Below are 24297 nucleotides of genomic sequence, written 5' to 3' on the forward strand. Positions count from 1 at the left end.
CCTTCTTGGCCGCCCAGGAGGTCAGTAAGACGCAAGCGCGTGTCCTCCTCGATAGGTTGCCTCGGCCGACGGCAGGTTATCCGTCGCCGGCGCCTCGTCGTTTGCAGGCGGAATGCCGACCAGCGGCGCCATGCGGGTGATCACGCGGCTCACCACCGGGGCGGCGACCCAGCCGCCGGTGGCGTAGCCAAACGTCTTTTCGTCCCCCTTCGGCTCGTCCAAGAGGACGAGAACGACGTAGCGCGGCGCCTCGATTGGAAAAACGCCGACGAAGGAGGACAAGAGCGTCTTCGATTCGTAACCGCTGAGATTGCTCTTTTCGGCGGTGCCGGTCTTGCCGCCCACGCGGTAACCCGTGGCCGCGCCATGCCCGCCAGTGCCCTCTTCGACGATGAGGCGGAGCAGCCACCGCATCTTCTCCGACGTCGATTCCGAAAGGACGCGTTCGCCGCCGGCCGGCCCGTCCGGCCGCCGCAAAAGCGTGGCGGGGTAGGCGACGCCGCCGTTTACGACCGTGGCAACGGCGCTCGCGAGCTGGAGGGGCGATACCGCAAGGCCGTGGCCATAGGAGATCGTCATCAGGTTGATTTCCCGCCACGGGTCCGGCAGAAGTGGCGCGCCGATCTCCGGCAATTCGATGGCCGGACGGTCAAGCAACCCAAACTTCGCAAGGTATGTTCGCTGGCGGCTGACGCCGACTTGCATCGCCATTTTCGCGGCGCCGATGTTCGATGAGTATTTGAGGATTTCCGGCACCGATAGCCAGCGGTTTTTTGGCTTGTAGTCCTCGATGAGAAAACGCGAAATGTGAATCGGCGTGGAGGCGTCGTACGTACTGTTCAGCGTTGCCGTGCCGCTATCCAGCGCCATCGCCGCCGTGAAAATCTTGAAGGTCGAACCCATTTCATAGGTGCCGAGCGTCGCCTGGTTGAAGGCGGCCTTGGACGATGTCTTGCCGGGGCGATTCGGATCGAAGTCGGGCAAGGAGACAAGGCCGATCACCTCGCCGTTCGTTACATCCATCACCACTCCGCTGGCGCCGGTCGCGCGGAAGCGCCGCATCGCCTTTGCCACCTCGTCGACGAGCAGGTGCTGAACCCGGAGGTCAATGGAAAGCCGAAGCGGCCCGTCTCCGGCGCGCAGCGCCGCATCGAAGGATTTCTCGATGCCGACCAGACCGCGGTTGTCGGTGCCGGTGAACCCGACGACATGGGCGGCAAGATGCCCCTGGGGATAGACCCGGCGTTCTTCTTGCTGAAAGTAAAGCCCGGGGATGCCGAGGCGGTTGACGGCGTATTGCTGCTGCGGCGTCAGGTGTCGGCGAATCCAAACGAACCGGCGCTTCGCGGTCAATCGCACAAGCGTATCGTCGCGGTTCAGATCCGGCAGGCTGCGCGCCAGGCGGCTGGCTGCCGCCTTGGGGTCCGACACCTGCGTCGGGTCGGCGTAAAGCGAGGCGGTGCGCAGGCTGGTCGCCAGGATCTCGCCGTTGCGGTCCAGGATTTCGGCGCGTTCGGTCTGCCAGGCGGCGGGCGGCGCGGTCTCGGCAAGCCGGGGCTCGCCCGCCTCTTGCAGCACCATGAGGTCGACGAGCCGGGCGCCGACGGCTAAGAAGGCGAGCAGGGCGAGCGTACCCATCAGGGCAAGCCGCGTGCGCCCGGTTTCGATGGCCTGACGGTGGGCGCGGGCGGCCTGGTGGCGGTGCTGCGGGTTCATTCTGATCCCCCAAGGCGGGCCGATTCCCCAAGACGGACAAAGCTGGGGGGAAGTTCCTGGGCCGTGCCGATATGTTCCACCGCCACGGGGCGAAGATCGAGAAGGCGCTCGCTCAAACTCTGGATGCGTTCCGGGCGGCTTAGGTAGGCCCATTCCGCCTGGAGCACGTGAATCTCTTCCTGGCGTGCGAGGATTATTCGGTTGAGGGACGCGAGCTCGGCCTCCAGTGTCTGCACTTCGTACTTCGCGAGGAAAAGGCCGAAGCAGACGCTGGCGGCGATCGGGAGCCAGAGGAAAGTAAGGCCGCGTTTCATGCGGGCATCTCCCACGGCGGGGCGGCCGTGCGTTCCGCTGCCCGCAGGCGCGCCGACCGCGCGCGCGGATTGGCGGCGAGCTCGGCCGCCGTCGGACGGATTGCCCGCCGGCTGAGCAGGCGAAAGCTTGGCGCTTGTGCCGTCTCGTGCCGAACGGGAAGGTGGCGGGAAGGGTGCCTGCCTTCCTCGCTTCGCAAGCGGAAGAAGGTTTTCACGGGGCGGTCTTCCAGCGAGTGAAAGGCGACGACGGCTATGCGCGCGGCCGGCTTCAGCAGGACCTCCGCCGCGCGAAGCCCGCGTTCGATCTCGCCCAACTCGTCGTTCACATAGATGCGGAGCGCCTGAAAGGTGCGTGTCGCCGGGTTGGTCCCATTCGGGGTCGGTTTCACGACGCTGGCGACAAGCTCGGCCAATTCGCGCGTCCGGGTGATGGGCTGGCGCACCCGCGCCTCGACGATGCGGCGGGCGATCCGGCGCGCTTTTCGTTCCTCGCCGTATTTCAGGAGGATGGCGACGAGTGTCTGTTCGTCCTCCTGGTTTACGACGTCGGCGGCGGAACGGCCCGCCTTCTCCATCCGCATGTCAAGCGGGCCATCCTCGCGAAAGGAAAAGCCGCGATCGGGTTGGTCGAGTTGCATCGAGGAAACGCCGAGGTCGAGCGCGATTCCGTCCACCCGGGTGACGCCTTTCTCCCGGAGAAGGGCTGCCATCTCTCCGAAGCGGCCCTGAAGAAGGTGCAAGCGCCGGCCGAAGGATTGGGCCAGCACGGCGCCGCTGGCGATCGCTTCCGGGTCGCGGTCAATTCCCCATACCGTGCAATTGGCCGTTTCCAGCAGTGCCTTCGCATAGCCGCCGCCGCCGAAGGTGCCGTCGATATAGGTTGCCCCATCCACCGGAGCGAGGGCGTCGAGCGTTTCGTCTAGAAGGACGGGTCGATGGCCCCCGCGCGCCTGCTTTTCTTGTGGCCGCGTCCGGGAAGGCATGTCAGTCGCCTCCCGGTGCGTCGGTGGGGCCCAAGCGAAGTGTCATGCCGCGGTCGAGGGCGCGCTTGCGCGCTTGCGCTTGATGGGCTTGGAAGGCTTGCGGCTCCCAAATCTGAAACGTCGTCCCCCGCCCGACGAAGGCGGCCTCCCCGCCGATCTTCGCATGCTCCGCCAATTCCTTGGACAGCAGGATGCGGCCTTCGCCATCGAAGGGAAGAGGCCGCGAATCGGCGAAGATCGTCGCAGCGAGATCGTCCTGGATGTCGGAGAAGAGGTCGAGAGCGTCGAGCCCGGCGCTCAGGCGTTCCATGCGGTCGATCGAGAACGCCTCAATCGCCGGCACCCGGTAGGAACGAAAAGCGACGATGCCGTGAAAATTCCGCCCGCCGACCGCGGCCCGAAAGGATGCCGGCACCGACACGCGGCCTTTTTTGTCGACCTTGTTCGTATATGTCGAAAGAAACAATGCCATGCCGGCCCCCCGTTCGCCGGTTCCCCTGGGCTGGTCGGCGCCCCTGGGCGGCGGGGAAATCCGGCACGGCCCGAATCGGGCATGGGCGCCCGATATGGGAAATTATGGGATAACATGGGTCTACATGGGTGTCAACGATATGGCGCAGTAAGACCTTCGTTCAAAAGGAAAAATCAAGATCACGCGGAAGTAGAGCGAAGTCGCTGTCAAAAGATTTGGACGGCGCTCTAGTTATGAGTACTGGATGAATGAAAAAACCGCCCGATTTTTAGAACATAAAGTGAACAAACTTTGTTTTCTGGCGAAGAAAGAAAAAGAAAAAGAAAAAATGCCAGACGGCCTATAAGCCGGGTTCTGTCCGCACTTGCGTGGGGATGACCATTCCTCTGGGGCGCCGGTTACCCGACGCCTCTAGCGACCGACCCGGGCGACGGCGCGGAAACTCGCCTGCTTTTCAGCGTGCCGCCCCTATTTGGTCTTGCTCCCGGTGGGGTTTACCCTGCCGTCTCCGTTACCGGAGACGCGGTGCGCTCTTACCGCACCCTTTCACCCTTACCGGCGGAAAACCACCGGCGGTTTGCTTTCTGTGGTACTTTCCCTGGGGTCGCCCCCGCCGGGCGTTAGCCGGCACCGTGTTTCCGTGGAGCCCGGACTTTCCTCCCCGTCCCTCGAAAGGAGCGAGGCGGTCATCCGGCCGTCTGGCCCTCTCTAGCTAGGCGCAAGGGCAGGGTCGGTCAAGGCTTCGCTTCCAGAAGGGCATAGAGGCGGGCGCAGGTTTCAGGATCGGCGACGCCGTCCACGCGGGTAGGGCGAAAGTGGCGCTGGAAAGCCAGGATCACGGCCTTTGTCTCCGGGTCCGCCCGCCCGGAAAGCGGGACGTCATAGCCGAAGCGGCGCAAAAGCCGTTGAATTTCGTCCATGGCAAGAGGGGGGGGCGTCTCCAAAGCCTCCGGCCAGCGCCCGATCCCGGCTCGCGCCAGTCGCGCCCAATCGAAGCGCTCGCCCGGGTCCTGCTTGCGGCCGGGTGCTATGTCGGAATGGCCGAGCACGCGTTCGGACGGGATCGGATGGCGGGCGAGGACGGCCTTCGCCAGCGCCTCGAGGGCCGCCATCTGGACTTCTGGGAAGGGGCGGTAGCCGAATTCGTGACCGGGGTTGACGAGTTCGATCCCGATCGAACGGTCGTTCAGGTTCCGCGCGCTCTGCCAGCAGGCTTCGCCCGCGTGCCAGGCCCGACGGTCTTCCGGCACCAGGGCGTAAGTGGCGCCGTCCTCATCGATCACGTAATGGGCGCTCACCTTGGCTTGCGGGGCGCAAAGCCGATCGAGCGCCTCTTGCGCCGTCTTCATGCCGGTGTAGTGGAAGATAAGGGTATCGATTGCGATCCCTTCCGGTCTCGGTTCGTGATTGGGCGACGGACACGGGCGGATCGCGATCGGCATGCTAAACCCCGGCCTCGACAACGTCTGGACGACGCAGAACGATAATAGCGACCCCGGCAAGCGTGGCAATCCCGCCCACGATCGTCCGCAGGCTTAAGGTTTCGTCCAACACGAGCACACCCGCCACGACGCCGAAGACCGGCATGAGCAGCGTAAAGGGCATCACCTGGTTGACCGGGTAGAGACTTATCAGGCGGTACCACAAGGCGAAGGTGCCGACGGTAACGACCCCAGCCAGGAAGAAAAGCGCCACCCACGCCCGCCAGTCGGCCGCCTGGACGGCCGCCATCTGGCCGGACTCCAGGAAGAAGGAGACGAGAAAAATCTGCGGAGTCATGAAGACGGCAATCCAGCCGTTGATCATGCTGCCGTCCATCAGCTTGAAATGCCGGATCTGCACGTTGCCGGCCGCCCAGAAGAAGATTCCGGTCAGGATAAGCAGCATGGGAAGAATTTCCGCTCGCATGTCGGGCTCGCCGATAATCAGCAGGATGCCGAAGAAGGCAATGACAAGACCCAAAATGCGCCGCCAACCGATCCGTTCGCCCAGAAACACGACGGCCAGCAGGACGGCGAAGGGGGCTTGCATCATGACGAGGATAATCGCCAGCGACGCGTCGACGTTTTGCAGGCCGACGAAGACCAGAGAATAATGCAGCGTGCCTATCCCAACCGACAGCAGCAGCAATTGACGAATATGTCCGCGGGGGATGTGCAGAAAGGGCAACAGGAACAGCGCGACGAGGGTGGAGCGCAGACCCGTGAAGAAGATGGGCGGGATTTGATTGACGCCGATCTTGCCGGCGACGAAGGCGAAACCCCAAACCGTCATGATGACAAGCGCAAGTATGAAATGCGCGGGTTTCATGCTTACGCCTGCCCGCGCCGTTTCTGGATCGCTGCGTAGGCGTCGTTGATGCGGGCCATTTTTTCATTCGCCACCGCGATGAATTCCGGCGGCATGCCTTGGGCGATCAGGCGGTCGGGGTGGTTCTCGCGGATGAGGCGGCGGTAGGCCTTCTTCAAGTCCTCGTTCGAGATATCGGCAGGGACGCCAAGAATTTCGTAAGGATCGCCTGTGGTGTCGTCGAGATGGCCGGCGGCGATCCGTTCGAAGGCGCTGCCTGCGAACCCGAAAATCTGCGCCACCTTTTTCAGATAGGCGATCTCTTCCGGGCTTACCCGGCCGTCGGCACGCGCGATATGGAAAAGGCCGTCGAGCAAATCCTCAAGCACGACCCGGTTGTGCGCAAAAAGAACGGCGATCTGATGGGCATAGGGTTCGAACCCGGCCGTTTCTTCCCGCGCCTGGTTGAAGAGTTTCCCGATATCCACCTCCGCTTCCTTCGGGACAGGAAAGATTTGACGGAAGGCGTGTATCTCGTCCTTCGTGACAACACCGTCCGCCTTTGCCATCTTCGCGGCCAGCACGACAACGGCAGTGGTGAAGGCGGCCTGGCGGGCGGCGATCGTATCCGTGAAACCCCGGCGGTAAGGTCCGCCGTGGCCATCCGCCTTCGAGCGGTCATAGGCGTGGCCGGCGATCGTGCCGAGGATGGCACCCAGCGGGCCGCCGAGGGCGAAACCGGCGGCTCCCCCGATCAATTTTCCCCAGATTCCCATGGCGGCTTTCTTGAAAAAATCGTGGCGGCGAACATAGACCGGATTGTTCACCCGCACCAGTGCAAGCAAGACGGCCAGGCCGCCGGCTTGCGCGTCGTCGCGTCCGTAACATTTTTCCCGGATGGGTGGAAAGGGCCCTTCGGCGGCGGCTTCGGAAAGAAAGCTTAAGGTAACCTCTTGGTATCGGGTAGGCTTGCGTGGAGGGGGGAGGAGCGCACCCATGTTTGGTCGGCAGATCACGCTTTTTCGCTTGCTTGGCTTCCGGGTCGGCATCGACTGGAGCTGGCTTGTTCTCGCCATTCTCATCACCTGGACGCTGGCGGTGGGATTCTTTCCCACCCTCTTTCCAGATCTCGAGGCGACCACCTATTGGTCGATGGGAATCGTCGGCGCGCTCGGTCTTTTCTTTTCGATCGTCTTTCACGAGCTTTCTCACTCGCTGGTGTCGCGTCGCTTCGACATGCCCATCCGCGGGATCACGCTTTTCATCTTCGGGGGTGTGGCCGAAATGGAAGGCGAACCAACAAGCCCGAAAGCGGAATTCCTGATGGCGATCGCAGGTCCGATCGCGAGCATGGTTCTCTCTGGTGGTTTCTTATTGGTGGGCTTGCTGGGCGATCGCATTGGCTGGCCGGTCGCCGTCGTCGGGGTGCTGTCTTATCTGTACTGGGTCAACGGCCTTCTCGCGCTTTTCAATCTGGTGCCCGCCTTTCCCCTGGATGGAGGGCGGGTTCTGCGCGCCGCGCTTTGGGGCTGGAAAAAGGATTACCGCTGGGCAACCAAGATCGCGTCGAACACCGGTAGTTTTTTCGGCCTCCTTCTGATCGCCCTCGGCATCGTAAGTTTCGTGACCGGCAATTTCGTGGGCGGGTTCTGGTGGTTTCTGCTTGGACTTTTCGTCCGCTTTGCGGCGAGTTCCTCTTATCACCAGGTCATCGTTCGGGAATCCTTAAGCGGCGTTCCGATCTCGGCCGTCATGACGTCGAATCCAATCGTCGTTCCGCCGTCGCTGACGGTGGCGGAGCTCGTCGAGGAGTATTTTTATCGCTACCATCACAAGATGTTTCCGGTGATGGAGAACGGCCGCTTCATGGGTGTGGTCAACCTGCGTAACGTGCAGGGATTGCCGCGCGCGTCTTGGGCGACGGCGCGGACCGCCGAAGTCCTGGAACCCCCTTCGGAAAAGACGGTTGTTTCTCTGCGGCTCGACGCGATGACGGTTCTTTCCTGGATGCAGAAGACGGGAAACGGCCGGCTTTGCGTCACCGACGGCGACCGTTTGGCCGGCGTCGTTACGCGCAAGGACGTGTTGGATCTGCTTGCGCTCAGGCTTGCCCTGGAGGAGGAAACGCACGGCCCGGCCCCCGGCTGGGGCCGGTCTTGAGGCCGAAACCACCGGTAAATTCGTAGCAACTGTTTGATACGAAACAATTTTTAACATTACAAAGAATTCATCTTCCAGCCATCCCCCTGCAAGGTGGGGAGATATAAAAACTACGCTGAAGAACAGGTCCTCTACATCGAAGCGGTCCCTAAGCGCTTTCGATGGCAAGCCCCCTGCGGATGCAACAGCGCCTGCGGAGGTTCCGGGCCCTAAGCTTCGGCTCCCTTTGACCGGCCGTGGGGTCGACAGAAGGCTCGGATGGGCGGCCCGTGAACTCCCTCACGGGCCGCCCTCGTTTTTCTTTGGCTTTATTCGGCGGCTTCGCGAGCCGACTCGTCTTGCGCGGCGCGGCGGAAGGCGAGCGTGATGCGCAGGCCCGGCGCCTCACCCCCCGGCTCGCTATCGCCAAGTTCGCTATCGCAAAGCTCCAAGGTCGCCCGATGCAGTTTCGCCACCGCCGCAACGAGGCTTAAGCCCAAGCCGGTGCCGGGCGTGTCCGCGTCTTTCTCCAGCCGGACGAAACGCTGCAGCACGCGCTCGCGGTCCGCCGTCGGAATGCCGGGGCCGTTGTCTTCGATGATAAAAAGAACGCGTTCTTCGTTCGCCGTCACCTGGAGGCGGATTCGCCCGCCCCGAGGGGTATATTTGATGGTGTTGTCGAAAAGGTTGGTCAGCGCCTGGGCGAGGGTCTGGCGGTTTGCCAGCACGGGCGCGGTGGGGGCGAGCGTCGCTTCGAAGCGAAGGTCGCGCTCGTGCGCCACCGGCTCGTAAAGCTCAAGCAGCTCGGCGGCCAGTTCCGTTAAATCCAGCGGCCTCATCTCGAAGCGCAGACCGCCAGCCTCGGCGCGCGCGATGTTGATCAGCGCATCGAACGTCGAACGGATGTGGTCCGTTTCGTTGATCGCCTGCCGCAAGGTTGAACGGTAAGTTTCCATATCCGGCTTTCCGCGCAGCGTCATCTCGATCCGGTTTTTCAGGCGCGTCAGCGGCGCGCCCAGGTCGTGGGCCACGCTGTCGGTGACCGCCCGCATGCCAACGAGCAGGCGCTCGATCTGGTCCAGCATTTCGTTGAAATTTTCCGAAACCCGGTCGAACTCGTCACCCGTGCCGCGCACCTTCACGCGTTGGGTAAGGTCGCCGTCAATGATCTGCCGGCTGGTTCGGGCGATGGCGTCCACCCGGCGCAGCATTTGGCGGCTTAGGAGCAATCCTCCGAAAAAGGCGAGCAGCACCGTGATGACGATCGACCAGGCCAGCGCAGCCCGGATCACTTCGCGGAAGCGTTCGCGTTCCTCGACGTCGCGGCCGATCAGCATGTGGTAGCCGCCCGGCAGGTCTATGACGCGCGCCCGCATCTGGCGGGATATCTTTTCCTCGCCCTGGCTGTGGCTGATGTCAAAATGAATCCAGATGCTATCCTCTTTGGCGATCAGCGGCGAATCGTCCGCATCGGCGGGCCAGGCGCTTAGGTTTCCGGTGAGGGGGTCGTAGCGTCGATTGACGAGCAGATAGATGGCGCCTGGCTCCTTCAGGTTCACGGAGCGGTGCTGGATAACGGCGGCAAGCCCTTGCAGGCCGAAGAGGCTGTATTGTTCGACGAGACCCTTCGTTTCAGCTTCGATGATCCGGTTCGTCTCGCGGTCGATCAACTCGACCGTCGTGTAGTAGATAAACCCCAGCAGGACGACGGCGGAAATACCGAAGAAGGCCATGTAAAGAACGGCCATTCGGAAGGTCGAGGTGCGGAAAAGCCTAGTCATCTGCACGTAGCGAATACCCCGCGCCGCGGATCGTATGGATCAGCGGCTTGTCAAAGCCCTTGTCGATTTTCTGGCGCAGCCGGCTTACCTGTGCGTCGATCACGTTTGTCTGGGGATCGAAGTGGTAGTCCCACACGCCTTCCAGCAGCATCGTCCGGGTGACGACCTGGCCGGCATGCCGCATCAAATATTCGAGCAACCGAAATTCCCGCGGCTTCAACTCGATCGTTCGGTCGGCCCGCTTCACGGTGCGGGTGATGAGATCCATTTCGAGGTCGCCGACGCTGAGGCGGCTTTGCTCGGCCCCCGGCTTCTCCCGCCGCAGTAACGCTTCGATTCGTGCGAGCAGTTCGGAAAAGGCATAGGGCTTGGAAAGGTAGTCGTCGGCGCCCGCCTTGAGGCCGGTCACGCGATCGTCCACCTGGCCGAGGGCGCTTAGGAGCAGGACACGGCTTTTCACGCCCTGTTCGCGCAGAAGCTTCACGATCGAGATGCCATCCGTGTTGGGAAGCATCCGGTCGACGATAAGCAGATCGAAATCTCCGGTCGCGGCCAGGAAAAGCCCCTCCCGGCCATCGGCGGCGTGGTCGACCGTATAGCCGTGCTCTTTCAGGCCCTTCATGAGATAGGCCGCCATCTCGCGGTCGTCTTCGATGATCAGAATATGCATCGGCCCTACTTTCGGCAGCGCGCGTTCTCCGGCCGCTGGATTATAGAGGGTCGGGGGCGAGAAAGGCAGTCGGCTGGAAGCGCCTTCATAAAGGGGTTCCCGCTCCCTCCGGCGCGTCTTTCTGGCAAGCCATGGGGCGTTCAAGGGCCGGCCGGCTTCGCATTTGGAAAGAAAAGACGCTCGCCGTTCACCTTGAAGTCGCCGATCGCACGCTGGCCTTCCTCGGAGGTGATCCATTCAACGAAAGCCTGCGCCCCTTCCGCGTTGACGTGGGGGAAACGCACCGGATTGACCAGGATCACGCCGTAATAATTATAAAGGTGTGGATCGTTCTCGACGAGAAGAACGAGGTCGCGGCGGTTCTGGAAGCTGAGCCAGGTGCCGCGGTCGGTGAGCGCGTAGGCGCCCATCGCGGCGGCCATGTTCAGTGTCGCCCCCATGCCGGAACCCGCCTCACGGTACCATGTACCGGAGGCCGATGTTACGTCGAGCCCCGCCTTCTTCCAAAGATCAAGTTCCATCTTGTGGGTGCCACTGTCGTCGCCGCGTGAAATGAAGGGGGCTTCCTTTTCGGCAATCCACTTCAACGCTTCGCTCGCCTTCTTCAATTTTCCGATGTTGGCCGGGTCGTTCCCGGGGCCGACAACGATGAAGTCGTTGTACATGACGTCGCGGCGCCCGGTTCCGAAGCCGTCGGCAACGAATTTGTCTTCCGACGCGCGGTGATGAACAAGCAGCACGTCGGCATCCCCGCGCTCGGCGATCTTGATGGCTTGGCCGGTGCCGACGGCGACGACACGGACTCTGATTCCGGTCTTTGCCGTGAAGATGGGAAGCAGGTAATCGTAAAGCCCGGAATTCTCCGTCGAAGTCGTCGAGGAGAGCGTAATCGACGTTTCGGCTGCCCAAGCCTGGCCGAAAAGAAAAAGAAAAAAGCCGAACAGGCAAAGGGTCGCGTTGCGAAAGCGCATCGGGGCCTCAGGGGGAAAGGGTGGAGCGGGCGAGGGGAATCGAACCCCCATCTAAAGCTTGGGAAGCTTTCATTCTACCATTGAACTACGCCCGCGAGAGCGGCTTACTTTAGGCAGGGGGTCGGGGCTTCGCAAGAGGCGACAACGCCTTTGCCGGCCGCATGGCGGATCGCCCGTTTCCCGTCACGGGTCCAAACGACCCGGCCCTTTCCAGGCGCTGGAAAGGGCGGTAGGTTTTTTTCTCGACCCGGCGCCTGCAGGAGACCCTTTGAACGGTTTTTCGTTCGCCTTCGCACTTGCCTTCGAAAGGATTGGCCCTTCGCCCGAACCCGGTAGAGTATTTTAGAGGTGCCCCATGGAGAACCGCATTTTGAAATCCTTAGTTTTCCAAAAAGGAGTTCCAAATGGGAATTGATATACACGCGTTAAATTTCTTGCTTTACGTAAAAACACTTCGCGATCTTGATGAGACGATTACGCTTGGCAGACAAGAGATATATGTAATCGAGCCTCTTCTGCGCAAGGCCGTTAACGCCGATTCTAAATACAAAAACGACGCGTATTGCGAGCAGCTTCTGCAAGACTATCTTGGCGCCAATACAGTAGATTCAATGGATTTTTCACGCTACGAAAACGCTTCAATAATTCACGATATGAATCAACCGTTGCCATCAGATGTTCAGTCAAAATACGACACGGTTATTGATGGTGGGTTTTTGGAACACATCTACGACATACCCCAAGCCTTAAAAAATTGCTCCCTTTTATGTAAACCTGGCGGGCAGATTCTTCATATCTTGCCAGCAAACAATTATTGCGGGCACGGTTTTTGGCAATTTTCTCCAGAACTATTTTTTTCTCTTTATTCAAATGAAAATGGGTATCAAGACACAGAGGTATTTTTAGTGAAATTTTCCAATGCGCGTAAATGGTTCAAGGTGAAGCCGCCAATGAATGGGCGGCGTGTAGAGGTTCACTCATCCACCGCACTATCTGTATTGGTTAGAACGGTTTTGAAGGGGGCGGATTTTTCACACGACAACGTTCAACAAAGCGATTACGTCCATGAATGGACGGATAGTTCAACAAAGGCGGCGCGCGAAATAACATCACAAAATCTCAACAGAATAAAAAAGTTTATAAAACAATCTCAGCTTTTCTATGCTCTGCTGTCTCCCCCATATTCGTACTATTTGCGCATGAAGAAAGCGACGGTTTCGAGGTTGTCAAATTCCAACCCTAACCTTGTTGAAATAAATGTCGCGTCGCTTTTGAAATCAAACTAGCTGCAATTATTCGCGACGACCTGACTATGGCGGCGTGATATGACTTTCGGTGCGCCAAAAAGCACAGTAGGTTTTTCTAGGCCCAGGGCTTGAAGGAGGCCCCTTGCACGACTTCACGGCCGCCTTTGCCCTTGCCTTCGGGATGATCGGGGCGTTCGATGCCGAGCTCGTCGAGATCGTCCTCCTTTCTCTCAAGGTAAGTTTCGCGGCGGTGGGGTTTGCCGCCTTGATCGGCTTGCCGCTGGGGGCGGCCGTCGCCCTTTTCCGCTTTCCGGGTTCCGGCGCGTTGACCATTCTGCTGAACGCGATGATGGGCTTGCCGCCCGTCGTCGTCGGCCTCGTCGTCTATCTGCTGATTTCGCGGGCGGGGCCGCTTGGCGTACTTGGCCTGCTTTTTACGCCGACGGCGATGATCATCGCCCAGGTTCTGCTCGTCATGCCGATCGTTGCGGCGCTCACCCGCCAGGTGATTCTCGATCTGTGGGAGGAATATGGCGAGTTGCTGCGCTCTCTCGGCGTCGGCCGCGGAAGGGCAATCGGAACCCTGCTGTGGGACGGCCGCTTCCGGGTGCTGACGGTCATGCTGGCGGGCTTGGGCCGCGCGATGGGAGAGGTCGGCGCCGTCATGATCGTCGGCGGAAACATCAACCACGTCACCCGCGTCATGACGACAACGATCGCATTGGAGACCAGCAAGGGAAATCTCACGCTGGCGTTGGCGCTCGGCATTGTCCTGCTCGTCCTTTCGCTCTTGATCAACGGCGCCATCTACCTCGTCGGCGAGACGGCGGCGCGGAGGGCGGCGGCGTGAACGGGACGATCTTTCCCCTCGTGCTGAAGGACCTTGTCTACGCAGCGGGGAACCGGGCCTTGCTCTGCGGGATTACGGCCGAGATCGCGGCCGGCCCGCGCACGGTCATCCTCGGCCCGAACGGGGCCGGAAAAAGCCTTCTGCTTCGTGTCTGCCACGGGCTGCTGCGGCCGACTGCCGGCCGGATCGAATGGCGGGGGCGGGCGGGAGCGGGAGCGGATGGCGTGGACGTGATCCGGAAGCAGGCGATGGTCTTCCAGCGCCCCGTCATGCTGCGCCGCTCGGTGGCCGGCAATATCGCCTACGCGCTTGCCGTTCGCGGCGTTTCCGGCGCGGAGCGAACGCGCCGGGTCGCCGAGATGCTGGCCCGCACCGGGCTTGGGACCAGGGCGAAAGTGCCGGCGCGCGTCCTTTCCGGCGGCGAGCAGCAGCGCCTCGCGCTGGCGCGCGCCTGGGCGCTCAGGCCGGAGGTGCTGTTCCTCGACGAACCGACCGCAAGCCTGGACCCGGCGGCGACGCGGACGGTCGAGGCCGTCATCCTGGAGATTCAGGCGAGCGGCACGAAGATCGTCATGACGACTCACGACTTGGGCCAGGCGCGCAGGCTCGGCGAGGAAATCCTCTTTCTTCACGACGGCCGCCTGGTTGAGCGGGGGCCGGCTGAGCGTTTCTTCGCCGGGCCGGAAAGCCCGGAGGCGGCGGCCTTTATCGAAGGGCGGCTTACGTGGTAGGTTTGAACCCAAGCCACATGGACTTTTAGGTAAAAAAGCGCTTTTTGGCGCTCGCGTGGCCCGTTTTGCCCCCATCTATAGGAAAAGGGCGAACCCCCGGGAGGAGAGAGGCCCCCATGATCGACCCCTTCGGACGCGAGGTCACCTATCTGCGGGTTTCCGTCACGGACCGTTGCGACCTGCGCTGCGTTTATTGCATGTCGGAGGACATGGTCTTCCTGCCGAAGCGGGAGATTTTGACGCTGGAGGAGCTCGACCGTCTTTGCAGCGCCTTCGTTTCCCTGGGCGTGCGGAAGCTTCGCATTACCGGCGGCGAGCCCCTGGTGCGCCGCGACATCCTGACGCTTTTCCATAGTCTGGGCCGCCACTTGAAAACCGGCGCCCTTGCCGAACTGGCGCTGACGACGAACGGCAACCACCTCGCCAAACACGCCGCAGCACTTTTCGAGGCCGGCGTGCGCCGCGTCAACGTTTCGCTCGACACGTTGGATGCGGGCCGCTTCCGTGCCATCACGCGGTGGGGGAAGATCGAAACCGTCCTCGAAGGCATCCGGGCGGCGCAGGAAGCGGGGCTGAAGATAAAGATCAACACCGTCGCGCTAAAGGGTGTCAACGAGGACGAATTCGACGATTTGCTTGCCTGGTGCGGGGCGGAAGGGTTCGACTGGACGTTGATCGAAACGATGCCGATGGGTGAGATCGACGCCGACCGGATGGACCAATATCTTCCGCTTGGGGATGTACGCCGGCGGCTCGAACAGCGTTGGACATTGCGCGACAGCGACCACCGGAGCGGCGGTCCTGCCCGCTATGTCGAAATTGGCGAAACCGGCGGCCGGGTCGGCTTCATCACGCCGCTTTCCCATAATTTCTGCGAATCCTGCAACCGGGTGCGCCTCACCTGCACCGGCAGGCTTTATATGTGCCTGGGTCAGGAGGACAAGGCCGACTTGCGAACGCCGCTTCGCTCGAGCGAGGGCGACGCCGCACTTATCGCCGCCATCCATGAAGCGATCGGACGGAAACCGAAGGGCCACGACTTCATTATTGAGCGCCGCGCCGCGCCGCCCACCGTTCGTCGCCATATGAGCGTTACCGGCGGTTAGCCGCCACCGCGCTGCGTGCGAAGGAGAAAGTGCCGCAGGAAGGCGTCCGCTTCGATTTCCGTATAGCCGTGGAAGGTGAAGTGGATATTCGTATCCTGAAGCGTGAATACGGCGCCGAGGCGCCGCGTGCGTTCCGGCTCCAACTCGACAGCGATCTTCTTTCCGCCGTCTTCGGCCGTAAGCCGCGTGCCCTCGATCCGGACGGGCATGGGCGCGAAGATTCTCGGAAAGACGTTGAAGAGTTCGCGATGGCTGTAAGCGATCTCGATCGAACGTCGGAGGCCCGCGCTTCCCTCATCTGTCTTTTCGGTCGTCACCCACCCGCCAGCGGCGGCCACATCGCCAAGGCGTCGCCGTCCTTGAGTTGTCGGGATGCAAAATCGCCGGGGGCCACATAGGCACCGTTCACCAAGGTCATGTGGACCATCTTCAAAGGGATATTCAGCTTGTTGACGATATCCTGGACGGAGGCCGGGCTGTCGGCTTCCATTTCCACGACGTTATCTTCCGCGCCTGCCGGCAGGAAGTCGGCGAGCGTGCTGAAGAATTTCAGGGTGATTTTCATGCCTTGGCCTGTGCCTGCGCTTGTGCCGTCGCCAGATAGGCGGGCATGATTTGGGTTGGATCGGCCATCAGTTTCTCCTTCCAAGGGCCCAGGTGGGTTTTCGTCTGAATGAGCCCCCGAAGGACGCCGATATGCTGGGTAAGTCCCAAAGCCTGGGCGCCGACCAGCACGTCGCCCTCAAACTCGAGGCGCAGATAGCGGAAGTTGTCCGCGTCCAGAAGCTCGGCGTGGTCGCCGCCCTCGACCCCCATCCACAGGCCGAAGGAGCTGGAGATGAGGCCGACGGTGTCTAAGACGTTCATATTCAGCGACCCTGGATGCGGGGTCTTGAGACCGGCCATGTTCTGGGCGGCGATGCGGCCGTGCTCGGTGGCCGTCGGCTGGATCGCTTGGACCTCGTAGCCGCCGGTCGAGAAATCCCGCCCTTCGGCGCAGTCGCCGGCGGCATAGACATCGGGGACGCTTGTTTCCATGAACGGGTTGATAAGGATGCCGCTGTTCATTTCGATGCCGCTTCCTTTGATGTAGGCAAGGGCGGGCGCTACCCCCGTCGAGGCGATGATGAGGTCGGCCTCCAGTTTCTTGCCATCCGCCGTGTGCAGAAGGTAGGCCGGCTTCTGGTCCTGCCGTTTCTCGATTTTGACGATCTTCGTCGAGGTGTGAACCCGGATGCCCTTTTCCTCGCACCAGCGCTTGATCAAGTTGCCGCACGTCTCGTTCATCATGCGTGGGACCATGCGGTCGCCCATCTCGACGATCGTAAGATCAACGCCGGTGAGCGCGATGGCCTCCATGATGATGCAGCCGATGAAGCCGGCACCCATCTGCACGACCTTCGTGCCTTTCTTGCATTTTTTGGCGATCAGGCGGGCGTCTTCGAGCGTCCAGCAGCCGGTGATGTCGGGGTCGTCGATGCCGGGGACCGGCGGCCGAATGGGGTAGGCGCCCGTCGCCAGCAGCAGCTTGTCGTAGCCCACCTTCTTGCCGTCCTTCAGGTGGACTTCCTTTTTCTTGGGGTCGAGTTTCGTGACCCAGCCCTGCTGATAGTCGATCCGTTTTTCCTTGTAGTAGTTGGCGTCCGTCTTGAGGTGGGTACCCTCTTCCTTGACGTTCCCGATCAGGTAGTAGGGGATCGCCATGCGGGAATAGGGCGGCTCGGGCTCGCCGCCGATCAGCTTGATCTCGGTTTTCGGGTCGAGCTTGCGCAGCATGGCGGCGGCGACCACGCCTGCCGGACCGGCGCCCACGATGACGTATTTCATGTTTTTTACCCTTCTCCCGCAGCTCTAGCCTATCCGCCGGAAACGAATCAGGGAAGGCGCGGCAAGGCACCTTCCCTGTTGTTTCGTTAGCCCAGACACCTGGAAAAGATTTAGATGCTGAGCCGCTTCAACGTATCGTTCGATGGCCGTCCGTCCTTCGTCCAGCCGCGAATCTCGTAATATTCCGGCAGCATCTCGTCGAGTTTTGCCACCAGACCCTTGCCGGGGCCGGTTTTTGCCGGTTCCTTGAGCAGGCGCTGCGGCAGCGTATCGTCCGCCTTTGTCAGCCCCGCCCGATCGTTGAACATCCGTTCTAGGTTCCAGATCCGCTCGCCGGTCTCCAGCATCTTCTCCATGGACCAGTCGCCCTCGCAGGCGGCCTGGACCTGCTGCTGGTATTCGTCGAGCGTCCAGCAGAAATTCGGGAACATGCAAAGGCCGGTCGAATCGATGACCGACGTTGTGTCCTGGGCGATCTTCAAAACTTCGGGCTTGCCTTCCGTCGTCAACGGATCGAGCTTGGCGCCGATGCCGAAGATTTCGACGGCGATCGTATAGCCGCGCAGGTGGCAGGCGCCGCGGTTGCTGGTCGCATAGGCCAGGGACATGCCTTGGGCGCCCCGCGGATCGTAGGCCGCGAATTCCTGGCCCTTGACGGTCATGGCGACTTCCGGGTGGCCGTATTTCTTGCAGAGAAGCCTCGACCCTAGGCCGATGTCGGCGCCGAAACCTTCACCCTTGCCGGTCAGTTCGACCGCCTGGACGAGGGCTTCCACCGAGCCGAAGTTGAGTTTGAGCCCGCCGGTTTCCTTTTCGGTGATGTAGCCCCGCTCGAAAAGTTCCATCGCCGCCGCCAGCGAAGCGCCGAAGGAGATCGTATCCATCCCCTGTTCGTTGCAGATGTAGTTCGCGTAGGTGAGCGCCTCGAGGTCGTCGACGCCGCAATCGCCACCCATCGCCCAGGAGGACTCGTATTCGAGACCGCCGGACGCGCCGTGGTAGCGCGGCTTGTCCTTCACGGAGAAGTGGCTCTTGTCGATCTTGGTGACCCGGCCGCAGGCGATCGTGCAGCCGAAACAGGCCGAGTTGCGGACCATGTTCGTCTGCCCGTCCGTCGGGCGCGGCTTGAACATCGCCTCGCCGCCAATCTTGTTGGCGCCTTCGAATTGGACGTCCTGGTGGTTGCGGGTCGGGTAAATGCCCGATTCGTTGATGACGCTGGTCACGCCTTGCGTGCCGTAGGCCGGCAGGCCCTGGCCGGTGAAGGCGCTTTCCTTGAGCTGCTTCTTCGTGGCGGCGGCAATCTCCATGAATTTCCGCGGGTTGGCCAACTTGACCCCCTTCGTGCCGCGGCAGGCGATTGCCTTCAAGTTTTTCGAGCCCATCACCGTGCCGACACCGGAACGGCCGGCCGCCCGATGCAGGTCGTTGACGACGCAGGCGTATTTCACGCCCTTCTCGCCGGAAATCCCGATCGAGGCGACGCGGATCAAGGGGTCCTGGTGGGTCTTCTTGATCCACTCTTCCGTATTCCAGACCGAGGTGCCCCAGATTTTGTCGGCCGGCAGCAGCTTCACTTCGTCGTCGTTGATCCAGAGGTAGACGGGCTTCGGCGCGCGGCCCTCCAGGATCACCATGTCGTAGCCCGCGAACTTGAGTTCGGCCCCGAAGAAACCGCCGGAGTTCGAGCAGGCGATTGCGTTGGTCAGCGCACCCTTCGTCACCACCGTATAGCGGCCGGAGGTCGAAGCGCTGGTGCCGGTGAGAGGGCCGGTCGCGAAAAGAAGCTTGTTATCGGGAGAGAGCGGATCGACGGCGGGGTCTATCTCTTCGTAAAGGTACTTCGTCGCCAGGCCACGAGAGCCCAGATACTGCTGCGCCCACTCCATGTTGAGGGGTTCGCTCTTGCACGTTCCCTTCGTCAGATTGACTCGCAGGATTTTCTTATGCCAGCCCATGGTGTCTCTCCTAAGGTTCAGTGCCCGGCGGGGGCTTGTGGCGCCTGCGCGGCCTGCGCGCCGGAATCCGTCTTGGCGGCCCAGGCGCGCATCTTCTCCAGGCCCGTCCAGTTCGCGTCGACATAGGTGATGGCTTCGGTCGGACAGGCCTTGGCGCAGGCCGGGTCGCCGCCGCAGAGGTCGCACTTGATGACCTTGCCGGACGCCTGGTTGTAGTTCACGGTGCCGAACGGGCAGGCGATCGTGCAGACCTTGCACCCGACGCAGGTCGCTTCGTCCACCACCTTCGCGCCGGTCTCGGCGTTCATCTTGATGGCGTCGACCGGGCAGGCGTGCAGGCACCACGCCTCGGCGCACTGGGTGCAGGTGTAAGGGACAAAGCGCCCCTGCTCTTCGAAATGGAAAATCTTGATCCGGGAATGGGCGGGGTTGAAGGAGCCTTCCAGTTCAAAGGCGCAGGCCATTTCGCACTGCAGGCAGCCGGTGCATTTGTTGGGATCGATGTTCAAGGATTTCTGCATTCCGGTTTCCCCTACCTTGTTGGTATCTCCCCGTGGCGCTTTTGACGGCAGCACCTTGTTCTCGTTAGAAAATTAGAAGCCGTAGGCGCTCCTGTCAACGCAGGCCAATGCCTTCGTGCGAGCCGCAGATGACGGTGGTGTTACGTTACACGCGCCATTGCCGGCATTATATAGTGGGTATCGGGTCGGATATAACGCCAAAGTATTTGTGGTTTTTGCCGCCGTCTCCGGCGCGAGCCATTGAAATCTGCGAGACCTTGCCAGATCCCTTCGGCCTTCTTGCAGCGGGAGCGGCGGCTGCCCTTTTAATAGCCGGTTTCGAGCTCGGCCAAGGCTTCCTCGTCCAGCTCGAAGGACTCTCCGCAATGCGGGCAGAGAAACTTGCCCTCCTTCCGCGGCGTCTGCCGCAAGGGGTAGCGGTAGGTGCAGTGCTTGCACTTGTAAAGAATGTCCGGAAGGTCTTCACCCGTTTCCTGAGATGGCGGCTCTTGCGATGGAATGTCGGGCGTCAAAACGTGCCTCCGCCGGATGGATGTATGCAAAAGCATAAATCCGTATGCAGTGGATGGCAATTGGCCTTTCGGCGGTAAAATAAAACGTAAGGCTTTGGCGAAAACCGCAAGCCGTCCTAACACTATCTTAACCGTCTGTGCGCAAATTTCACCAAAGCAGGCGGTGTTTGTCGAAATTACCAGGTTCCGTTTCCGGCATGGCGCAGCTCACGAAAAAAGACGTCGAAAAACTTCTCAACGACCCCTCCGATGCGGTGCGGGCGCACACGGCGGAAAAAATCGCCGCCGAGTTCGACTCCGGCCAACTGACCGCCATGGAGCGCGGTCTTGCCGAGGAGATCTTCCGCGTCATGGCCCGCGACGCAGCCGTGCGAGTCCGCGAGGCGCTTTCCAGGCAGTTGAGGGCCTGTCCCTTCGTGCCGCGCGATATCGCGCTGACGCTAGCCATGGACGTTGAATCGGTCGGGGTCCCGATGCTCGAAGCGAGCGGGGTGCTGACGGACCGCGATCTCGTTGAAATCGTACGCAGTCAAGGTGTTGGCAAGCGGCTTGCCATTTCCCGGCGGGCGGCCGTTTCGGAGGAGGTTTCCGACGTCCTCGTGGAAACGGGACCGGAATCCGTTGTCGTCAGCCTGGTCGGCAACCGGGGGGCGGCACTTTCCGAGCGGACCCTGCACAAGGTAATCGACACTTTCGGCGAGAACGAGGCGATCCAAGCGCCGATCATTCATCGCGCGACCCTGCCGGCTTCGATCGCCGAGCGGCTCGTGAAGCTGGCTTCCGACAACCTGCTTGCGGATCTCGTCGCCCGCCACGACCTCTCGCCCGAGGTGGCGAGCGCGCTCGTCCTGCAGACCCGTGAACGCGCGACCCTTGGCCTGCTCGATCCGAAAGGCGGCGGGCCGTCGGCGGAAGACCTCGTCCATCAGTTGCACCAGAACGATCGCCTGACGCCCAGCATCATCCTGCGCGCCGTCTGCACCGGGGACATTGACTTCTTCGTCGCCAGCCTGGCGCGGCGCACCGGCATCGCGGTCACCAGCGCCTACCAGCTGGTCTTCGACAAGGGGCCCCTGGGCTTGAAGGCGATCTATATGCGAAGCGGCCTGCCGGAGAATTTGTACCCGGCGTTTCGCGTGGCGGTCGAGGTCGCCGAGGAAACGGGCTATGACGGCGGGGACTTCGATCGCGAGCGCCACTGCCGGCGCATCATCGAGCGCATCCTCACCCAATACGAGGATATGTGCAGCGACGACATCGAATTTCTCCTCGGCCGGCTTGCGCATTTGAGCCTGGAAACCGGCGGCGCCGCGCACCCCTAAAGCGTAAGCCGCCGTCAGGGGGTTGCCGGTTTCACGCAGCCAAACTGGTACATGTTGACGAAGGTGGCGGGGAATTCGTCTTCGAAGCGGTCCCAGTTGTGCAAGTTGCGCATCTCGGGGTCGTCCGGGAAGCGCGCCGCATAGGCCCGCCGGACCTCGGGGTCTTCCAGATGAAAACCCGTGAAGCGAAGGCCGAGACGATCGAGAATCTCGCCGATCTCGGGTAGCCGGAAGCGGTGCTCCCGGACGTGAAAGAGCAGGTCGCGGCAGCCGTTCAGGTCAAACAGATCGTGGCATGCCTTGAAGTACCCCAAGTCCGGCGCAGCGTCGCCGGCCGCGTGAAAAAGAACGCGCTGCCGAAGTTCGCGCATGGCGTGGGCGGTCGGCGTAAGCCCGAGCCCCGCGATCCATTGCCGCGCCTTGACGATCGGCTGGCGCGCTTTCTCGCTATAGAGGCCGACGAACAGGACGCCGCCCGGGCGGAGAAGGTCCGCGAGCACGGTCCAACCGGCAACCGGGTCCTCGAGGTGGTGGAGGACGCCGCCGCATTCGATGACCGGAAATTTCTTCTTCAGCGCACCGAGATTAAGAACGTCGGCCTGGCCGAAGTCGATATTCCGGAGGCTGAACTGGCGGGCCATCCGGATAGCGTAGGCGAGGCTCGCGCGGCTTAAGTCAACGGCGGTGATGTGGGCGTTCGGCGAAGCGAGCGCGCGCAGGACGGCCTGCTGGCCGGTGCCGCAGCCGGCGATCAGGATTTCGTTCCGGGCGTCGGCGTCGGCTAGGACGGGCGGGCGTGCCGCCGGCATCGACGGCGGGCGGCGGTCAACGGAAAGCCAGCGCGGGTAGGGGTTTTCTTCGTACTGGTTCTGCACGGCGCGGGACGTTGCGTCCGCGATGGCGGTGAGCGTCGGGATGCCGTGCGCGATCGCTTCCTCCTCCAAACGGTCCTCCAGCGTCTTCCGGATAATCGGCCGGAGGTGGGAAGGTGCGTCCGCCCCGCGCAACTTCTCGGCGCCGCGCAACGTGCGAAGGGGGGCGTAAAGCGCGAAGAGAAGCAGTTTCTGCCAGAGGGGCGGCGTCAGCCGCGTGGCGGACTCGATCTTGGACTCAATCTCAGTCTTTAGCGCCGCAAGCCCGGCTTCCTCTTCCGCCGTCGCGTAGAAAACATAGGCGTTGTTGGACCCTTGTTCAGCCAGCGCGGCGAGAAAGGAAAACGCCTTTTCGGGCGCCTCCCCGGCCAGGAAGAAGCGCGCCCGCAGACCGGTGAGAAGGCGCTCGAATGCCGGGTCGAAATTGATCGTCTTGGCGAGCAGCGCGAGAAGAAGCGGGTCTTCCAGAAGGGCGCTTTCTTCGTCTTGCGACGGGCTCCCCGCAAGGCATGCCGGGTATTTGAGGCGGAGCAGATCGGCGGTAACGAGCGCCAGCTTCTGATGGCCGACGGCCGGCGAGGCGAAGCATTTCAAGAGCAGGCTTTCGAGGTTCGCCCGGTAGGCGCTGGGCACGAAAAATTGCAGGACATGCGCGAGGCCGACCAACGGAACCTCTGGAAAAGGGGGGTTGAGCACAAGGGCCTGCTCGTAATGGAAAATAGCGTTCTTCCCTTCGCCTTGCTCGTGGGCGAGGGTGGCGAGGTTGCAATGGGCCTCGGCGAAATCGGGCTGATAGAAAAGCGCCTTCTTGTAGGCGCGCCGCGCCTTGGCGGGTTCGCCCAGCTCGCGGAGCACGTTGCCGAGGTGGTTGTGGTAGCTGGGCGCGTCCGGCTTGGCGGAGATCGCTTGCTGGATAAGGTCGGCCGCCGCCGCCTTTTCGCCTAGCTGGTGGGTGAGCACGCCCAGAAGGTGCAGCGCGTCGGGCTGCCGGGGTTGGCTTTTCAGGACGTCGCGGTAAAGCGCCTCCGCCCGCGCCAGGTCGCCGGCCTGATGGTGCTGAAGGGCTTCGGCAAGGATCTCGATGCGCATGATTCTCGTGCCGGGCGTGCCGGAGGCGGGGAATGGTCGGAGTGAGAGGATTCGAACCTCCGACCCCAGAAGGCTTAATTGTAGCGCCGCTCAAAAACGGTTCAAATGAACCTCTGAGCACCGCCTCTTTCCTCATTCTTTAGGGTAATAAGTCTGCATGCATTTTTCGAACTTTTCTTGAAGTATCCGCTCTCTTTTAAGATCGTCGAAATACCTGCTTACTGATGCGACCGCATGATTTGCGAATGACGTAATATCTACTCTGAGCAGATGGTCGTAGTAGACATCCCAGGGAAGACCGGGGGCAGGTATAGATAGTTTTTCCTTCCCTGTTGGTATTAGGGTCAACGTTTGCAGACGATCTTCGTAGAAGCCTACTTCCCAAGTAATTCTTTTAGGATCTTTATTTAATTTTTTTGAATTCCCCTTCTTCTGCTTATCCGGATCCGGGAAACGTGTGACATAATAAGGATGAGAAAGGTGTGCAACTTTGTGACGAAGTGTTTCATAAAGTATATCTAATGCTTCTTCGTATTCTGTAACTTCTTTCTCAAGCCACATATATTTTTTTGCATATTGGAGAAATATTTTTTTCCTGCCGCAGAGATTACCTTCGTATAAGCACCCAAGCATTTCGATAAACCCAACTAATGTCATGAGAGCTGGAAAATACGCTGGCTTGCCTCCGGGGACGCCAGGCGTAATGCAAGCGGCAATATCTTTCCGCAGCCTTCCCGTCTGACCCGATAGAAATTGTTCGGCGAAACTGATTAATTGTTTGGGGTCACCGAAGCCCGTTTTTGAATTTGCCATATACATCCACCTTGGTGGCGATTTGCTTCAATTGAACAAACAGACCCCTGTCTCTCGTAATCTAACCCATTGAAATTATCGGCTGGTTCATTTGAACCACCGAGCACTGTTTCT

Annotated in this window: 24 protein-coding genes, 1 tRNA gene and 1 other RNA gene; 6 read left to right on the forward strand and 20 right to left on the reverse strand. The window is 61.2% G+C overall.

Annotated features, from left to right (window positions below; translation table 11 throughout):
* Positions 1 to 21 precede the first annotated feature (21 nt).
* From AB1781_09005 to AB1781_09040, 8 genes are all read right to left on the reverse strand, one after another.
* Positions 22 to 1716 carry a penicillin-binding protein 2 gene (locus tag AB1781_09005; GenBank protein MEW5704706.1) on the reverse strand — a complete coding sequence of 565 codons (1695 nt, stop codon included), beginning with the start codon at positions 1714 to 1716 and terminating at the stop codon, positions 22 to 24.
* Positions 1713 to 2030: a hypothetical protein gene (locus AB1781_09010; protein MEW5704707.1), complete on the reverse strand. Its 318-nt coding sequence runs from the start codon at positions 2028 to 2030 to the stop codon at positions 1713 to 1715. The genes AB1781_09005 and AB1781_09010 overlap by 4 nt, the downstream gene beginning before the upstream one ends.
* Positions 2027 to 3013 (reverse strand): 16S rRNA (cytosine(1402)-N(4))-methyltransferase RsmH, encoded by a 987-nt coding sequence (gene rsmH / locus AB1781_09015; protein ID MEW5704708.1) that lies wholly within the window; start codon positions 3011 to 3013, stop codon positions 2027 to 2029. The genes AB1781_09010 and rsmH overlap by 4 nt, the downstream gene beginning before the upstream one ends.
* 1 nt (position 3014) lies before the next feature.
* Positions 3015 to 3485 carry a division/cell wall cluster transcriptional repressor MraZ gene (mraZ, locus tag AB1781_09020; protein ID MEW5704709.1) on the reverse strand — a complete coding sequence of 157 codons (471 nt, stop codon included), beginning with the start codon at positions 3483 to 3485 and terminating at the stop codon, positions 3015 to 3017.
* Positions 3486 to 3812: 327 nt separating this feature from the next.
* An RNA gene (gene rnpB / locus AB1781_09025) (RNase P RNA component class A) lies at positions 3813 to 4187 on the reverse strand.
* 32 nt (positions 4188 to 4219) lie between these two features.
* Positions 4220 to 4927 (reverse strand): N-acetylmuramoyl-L-alanine amidase, encoded by a 708-nt coding sequence (locus AB1781_09030; protein MEW5704710.1) that lies wholly within the window; start codon positions 4925 to 4927, stop codon positions 4220 to 4222.
* Between the two features lies 1 nt (position 4928).
* The gene (locus AB1781_09035; GenBank protein ID MEW5704711.1) at positions 4929 to 5795 is read right to left on the reverse strand and encodes an EamA family transporter; all 867 of its coding nucleotides are present in this window, start codon (positions 5793 to 5795) and stop codon (positions 4929 to 4931) included.
* A gap of 2 nt (positions 5796 to 5797) precedes the next feature.
* Positions 5798 to 6790: a TerB family tellurite resistance protein gene (locus AB1781_09040; protein ID MEW5704712.1), complete on the reverse strand. Its 993-nt coding sequence runs from the start codon at positions 6788 to 6790 to the stop codon at positions 5798 to 5800.
* On the opposite strand from AB1781_09040, the gene AB1781_09045 reads away from it, so the two are divergent.
* Positions 6771 to 7934 (forward strand): site-2 protease family protein, encoded by a 1164-nt coding sequence (locus tag AB1781_09045; protein ID MEW5704713.1) that lies wholly within the window; start codon positions 6771 to 6773, stop codon positions 7932 to 7934. The genes AB1781_09040 and AB1781_09045 overlap by 20 nt on opposite strands.
* 308 nt (positions 7935 to 8242) lie before the next feature.
* Here the strand turns inward: AB1781_09045 and AB1781_09050 are convergent, their stop codons facing one another.
* From AB1781_09050 to AB1781_09065, 4 genes are all read right to left on the reverse strand, one after another.
* Positions 8243 to 9694, reverse strand: a complete 1452-nt coding sequence (locus AB1781_09050; GenBank protein MEW5704714.1) for a HAMP domain-containing sensor histidine kinase — start codon at positions 9692 to 9694, stop codon at positions 8243 to 8245.
* Positions 9687 to 10364, reverse strand: a complete 678-nt coding sequence (locus AB1781_09055; GenBank protein ID MEW5704715.1) for a response regulator transcription factor — start codon at positions 10362 to 10364, stop codon at positions 9687 to 9689. Before AB1781_09055 ends, AB1781_09050 begins: the two co-directional genes overlap by 8 nt.
* A gap of 140 nt (positions 10365 to 10504) precedes the next feature.
* The gene (locus AB1781_09060) at positions 10505 to 11335 is read right to left on the reverse strand and encodes a substrate-binding domain-containing protein (GenBank protein ID MEW5704716.1); all 831 of its coding nucleotides are present in this window, start codon (positions 11333 to 11335) and stop codon (positions 10505 to 10507) included.
* A 21-nt stretch (positions 11336 to 11356) separates the two neighbouring features.
* A tRNA-Gly gene (locus AB1781_09065) sits at positions 11357 to 11430 on the reverse strand.
* A gap of 309 nt (positions 11431 to 11739) precedes the next feature.
* Between AB1781_09065 and AB1781_09070 the strand changes: the two genes are divergently transcribed.
* From AB1781_09070 to moaA, 4 genes are all read left to right on the forward strand, one after another.
* The gene (locus AB1781_09070; protein ID MEW5704717.1) at positions 11740 to 12621 is read left to right on the forward strand and encodes a class I SAM-dependent methyltransferase; all 882 of its coding nucleotides are present in this window, start codon (positions 11740 to 11742) and stop codon (positions 12619 to 12621) included.
* 103 nt (positions 12622 to 12724) lie between these two features.
* On the forward strand, positions 12725 to 13432 hold the full coding sequence (locus AB1781_09075) for an ABC transporter permease (protein ID MEW5704718.1): 708 nt from the start codon (positions 12725 to 12727) through the stop codon (positions 13430 to 13432).
* A complete protein-coding gene (locus AB1781_09080; GenBank protein MEW5704719.1) occupies positions 13429 to 14163 on the forward strand; it encodes a phosphate ABC transporter ATP-binding protein in 735 nt (244 codons plus the stop codon). Before AB1781_09075 ends, AB1781_09080 begins: the two co-directional genes overlap by 4 nt.
* 116 nt (positions 14164 to 14279) lie before the next feature.
* A complete protein-coding gene (moaA, locus tag AB1781_09085; GenBank protein ID MEW5704720.1) occupies positions 14280 to 15269 on the forward strand; it encodes a GTP 3',8-cyclase MoaA in 990 nt (329 codons plus the stop codon).
* On the opposite strand, the gene AB1781_09090 is transcribed toward moaA, so the two are convergent.
* The 6 genes from AB1781_09090 to AB1781_09115 form a co-directional block, all read right to left on the reverse strand.
* Complete coding sequence (locus AB1781_09090) at positions 15266 to 15586, reverse strand: hypothetical protein (protein MEW5704721.1); 321 nt, start codon at positions 15584 to 15586, stop codon at positions 15266 to 15268. The genes moaA and AB1781_09090 overlap by 4 nt on opposite strands.
* On the reverse strand, positions 15583 to 15834 hold the full coding sequence (locus tag AB1781_09095) for a MoaD/ThiS family protein (GenBank protein ID MEW5704722.1): 252 nt from the start codon (positions 15832 to 15834) through the stop codon (positions 15583 to 15585). Before AB1781_09095 ends, AB1781_09090 begins: the two co-directional genes overlap by 4 nt.
* Positions 15831 to 17096: an FAD-dependent oxidoreductase gene (locus tag AB1781_09100; protein ID MEW5704723.1), complete on the reverse strand. Its 1266-nt coding sequence runs from the start codon at positions 17094 to 17096 to the stop codon at positions 15831 to 15833. Before AB1781_09100 ends, AB1781_09095 begins: the two co-directional genes overlap by 4 nt.
* A gap of 110 nt (positions 17097 to 17206) precedes the next feature.
* Positions 17207 to 19054: an aldehyde ferredoxin oxidoreductase family protein gene (locus AB1781_09105; GenBank protein MEW5704724.1), complete on the reverse strand. Its 1848-nt coding sequence runs from the start codon at positions 19052 to 19054 to the stop codon at positions 17207 to 17209.
* Positions 19055 to 19071: 17 nt separating this feature from the next.
* Positions 19072 to 19575 (reverse strand): 4Fe-4S dicluster domain-containing protein, encoded by a 504-nt coding sequence (locus AB1781_09110; GenBank protein ID MEW5704725.1) that lies wholly within the window; start codon positions 19573 to 19575, stop codon positions 19072 to 19074.
* 305 nt (positions 19576 to 19880) lie between these two features.
* Positions 19881 to 20087, reverse strand: a complete 207-nt coding sequence (locus AB1781_09115) for a hypothetical protein (protein ID MEW5704726.1) — start codon at positions 20085 to 20087, stop codon at positions 19881 to 19883.
* 167 nt (positions 20088 to 20254) lie between these two features.
* Here AB1781_09115 and AB1781_09120 point away from each other — a divergent pair, with 167 nt between their 5' ends.
* Positions 20255 to 21409: a DUF2336 domain-containing protein gene (locus AB1781_09120; GenBank protein MEW5704727.1), complete on the forward strand. Its 1155-nt coding sequence runs from the start codon at positions 20255 to 20257 to the stop codon at positions 21407 to 21409.
* Between the two features lie 14 nt (positions 21410 to 21423).
* On the opposite strand, the gene AB1781_09125 is transcribed toward AB1781_09120, so the two are convergent.
* Positions 21424 to 23370, reverse strand: coding sequence for a tetratricopeptide repeat protein (locus AB1781_09125; protein MEW5704728.1), 1947 nt, complete (start codon positions 23368 to 23370; stop codon positions 21424 to 21426).
* Between the two features lie 132 nt (positions 23371 to 23502).
* The gene (locus AB1781_09130; GenBank protein MEW5704729.1) at positions 23503 to 24183 is read right to left on the reverse strand and encodes a hypothetical protein; all 681 of its coding nucleotides are present in this window, start codon (positions 24181 to 24183) and stop codon (positions 23503 to 23505) included.
* Between the last annotated feature and the right edge of the window lie 114 nt (positions 24184 to 24297).

The organism is Pseudomonadota bacterium (assembly GCA_040752895.1).
In the GTDB taxonomy this organism is placed as follows: domain Bacteria; phylum Pseudomonadota; class Alphaproteobacteria.

Bases quoted from the DNA above. Each gene is read 5' to 3' on its own strand.
- AB1781_09005 (MEW5704706.1), bottom strand. From the start codon at position 1,716: ATGAACCCGCAGCACCGCCACCAGGCCGCCCGCGCCCACCGTCAGGCC.
- AB1781_09055 (MEW5704715.1), bottom strand. From the start codon at position 10,364: ATGCATATTCTGATCATCGAAGACGACCGCGAGATGGCGGCCTATCTC.
- AB1781_09070 (MEW5704717.1), top strand. From the start codon at position 11,740: ATGGGAATTGATATACACGCGTTAAATTTCTTGCTTTACGTAAAAACA.
- AB1781_09105 (MEW5704724.1), bottom strand. From the start codon at position 19,054: ATGGGCTGGCATAAGAAAATCCTGCGAGTCAATCTGACGAAGGGAACG.
- AB1781_09060 (MEW5704716.1), bottom strand. From the start codon at position 11,335: ATGCGCTTTCGCAACGCGACCCTTTGCCTGTTCGGCTTTTTTCTTTTT.
- moaA (MEW5704720.1), top strand. From the start codon at position 14,280: ATGATCGACCCCTTCGGACGCGAGGTCACCTATCTGCGGGTTTCCGTC.
- mraZ (MEW5704709.1), bottom strand. From the start codon at position 3,485: ATGGCATTGTTTCTTTCGACATATACGAACAAGGTCGACAAAAAAGGC.
- AB1781_09130 (MEW5704729.1), bottom strand. From the start codon at position 24,183: ATGGCAAATTCAAAAACGGGCTTCGGTGACCCCAAACAATTAATCAGT.
- AB1781_09095 (MEW5704722.1), bottom strand. From the start codon at position 15,834: ATGAAAATCACCCTGAAATTCTTCAGCACGCTCGCCGACTTCCTGCCG.
- AB1781_09125 (MEW5704728.1), bottom strand. From the start codon at position 23,370: ATGCGCATCGAGATCCTTGCCGAAGCCCTTCAGCACCATCAGGCCGGC.
- AB1781_09100 (MEW5704723.1), bottom strand. From the start codon at position 17,096: ATGAAATACGTCATCGTGGGCGCCGGTCCGGCAGGCGTGGTCGCCGCC.
- AB1781_09035 (MEW5704711.1), bottom strand. From the start codon at position 5,795: ATGAAACCCGCGCATTTCATACTTGCGCTTGTCATCATGACGGTTTGG.
- AB1781_09050 (MEW5704714.1), bottom strand. From the start codon at position 9,694: ATGACTAGGCTTTTCCGCACCTCGACCTTCCGAATGGCCGTTCTTTAC.
- AB1781_09030 (MEW5704710.1), bottom strand. From the start codon at position 4,927: ATGCCGATCGCGATCCGCCCGTGTCCGTCGCCCAATCACGAACCGAGA.
- AB1781_09010 (MEW5704707.1), bottom strand. From the start codon at position 2,030: ATGAAACGCGGCCTTACTTTCCTCTGGCTCCCGATCGCCGCCAGCGTC.
- rsmH (MEW5704708.1), bottom strand. From the start codon at position 3,013: ATGCCTTCCCGGACGCGGCCACAAGAAAAGCAGGCGCGCGGGGGCCAT.
- AB1781_09110 (MEW5704725.1), bottom strand. From the start codon at position 19,575: ATGCAGAAATCCTTGAACATCGATCCCAACAAATGCACCGGCTGCCTG.
- AB1781_09045 (MEW5704713.1), top strand. From the start codon at position 6,771: ATGTTTGGTCGGCAGATCACGCTTTTTCGCTTGCTTGGCTTCCGGGTC.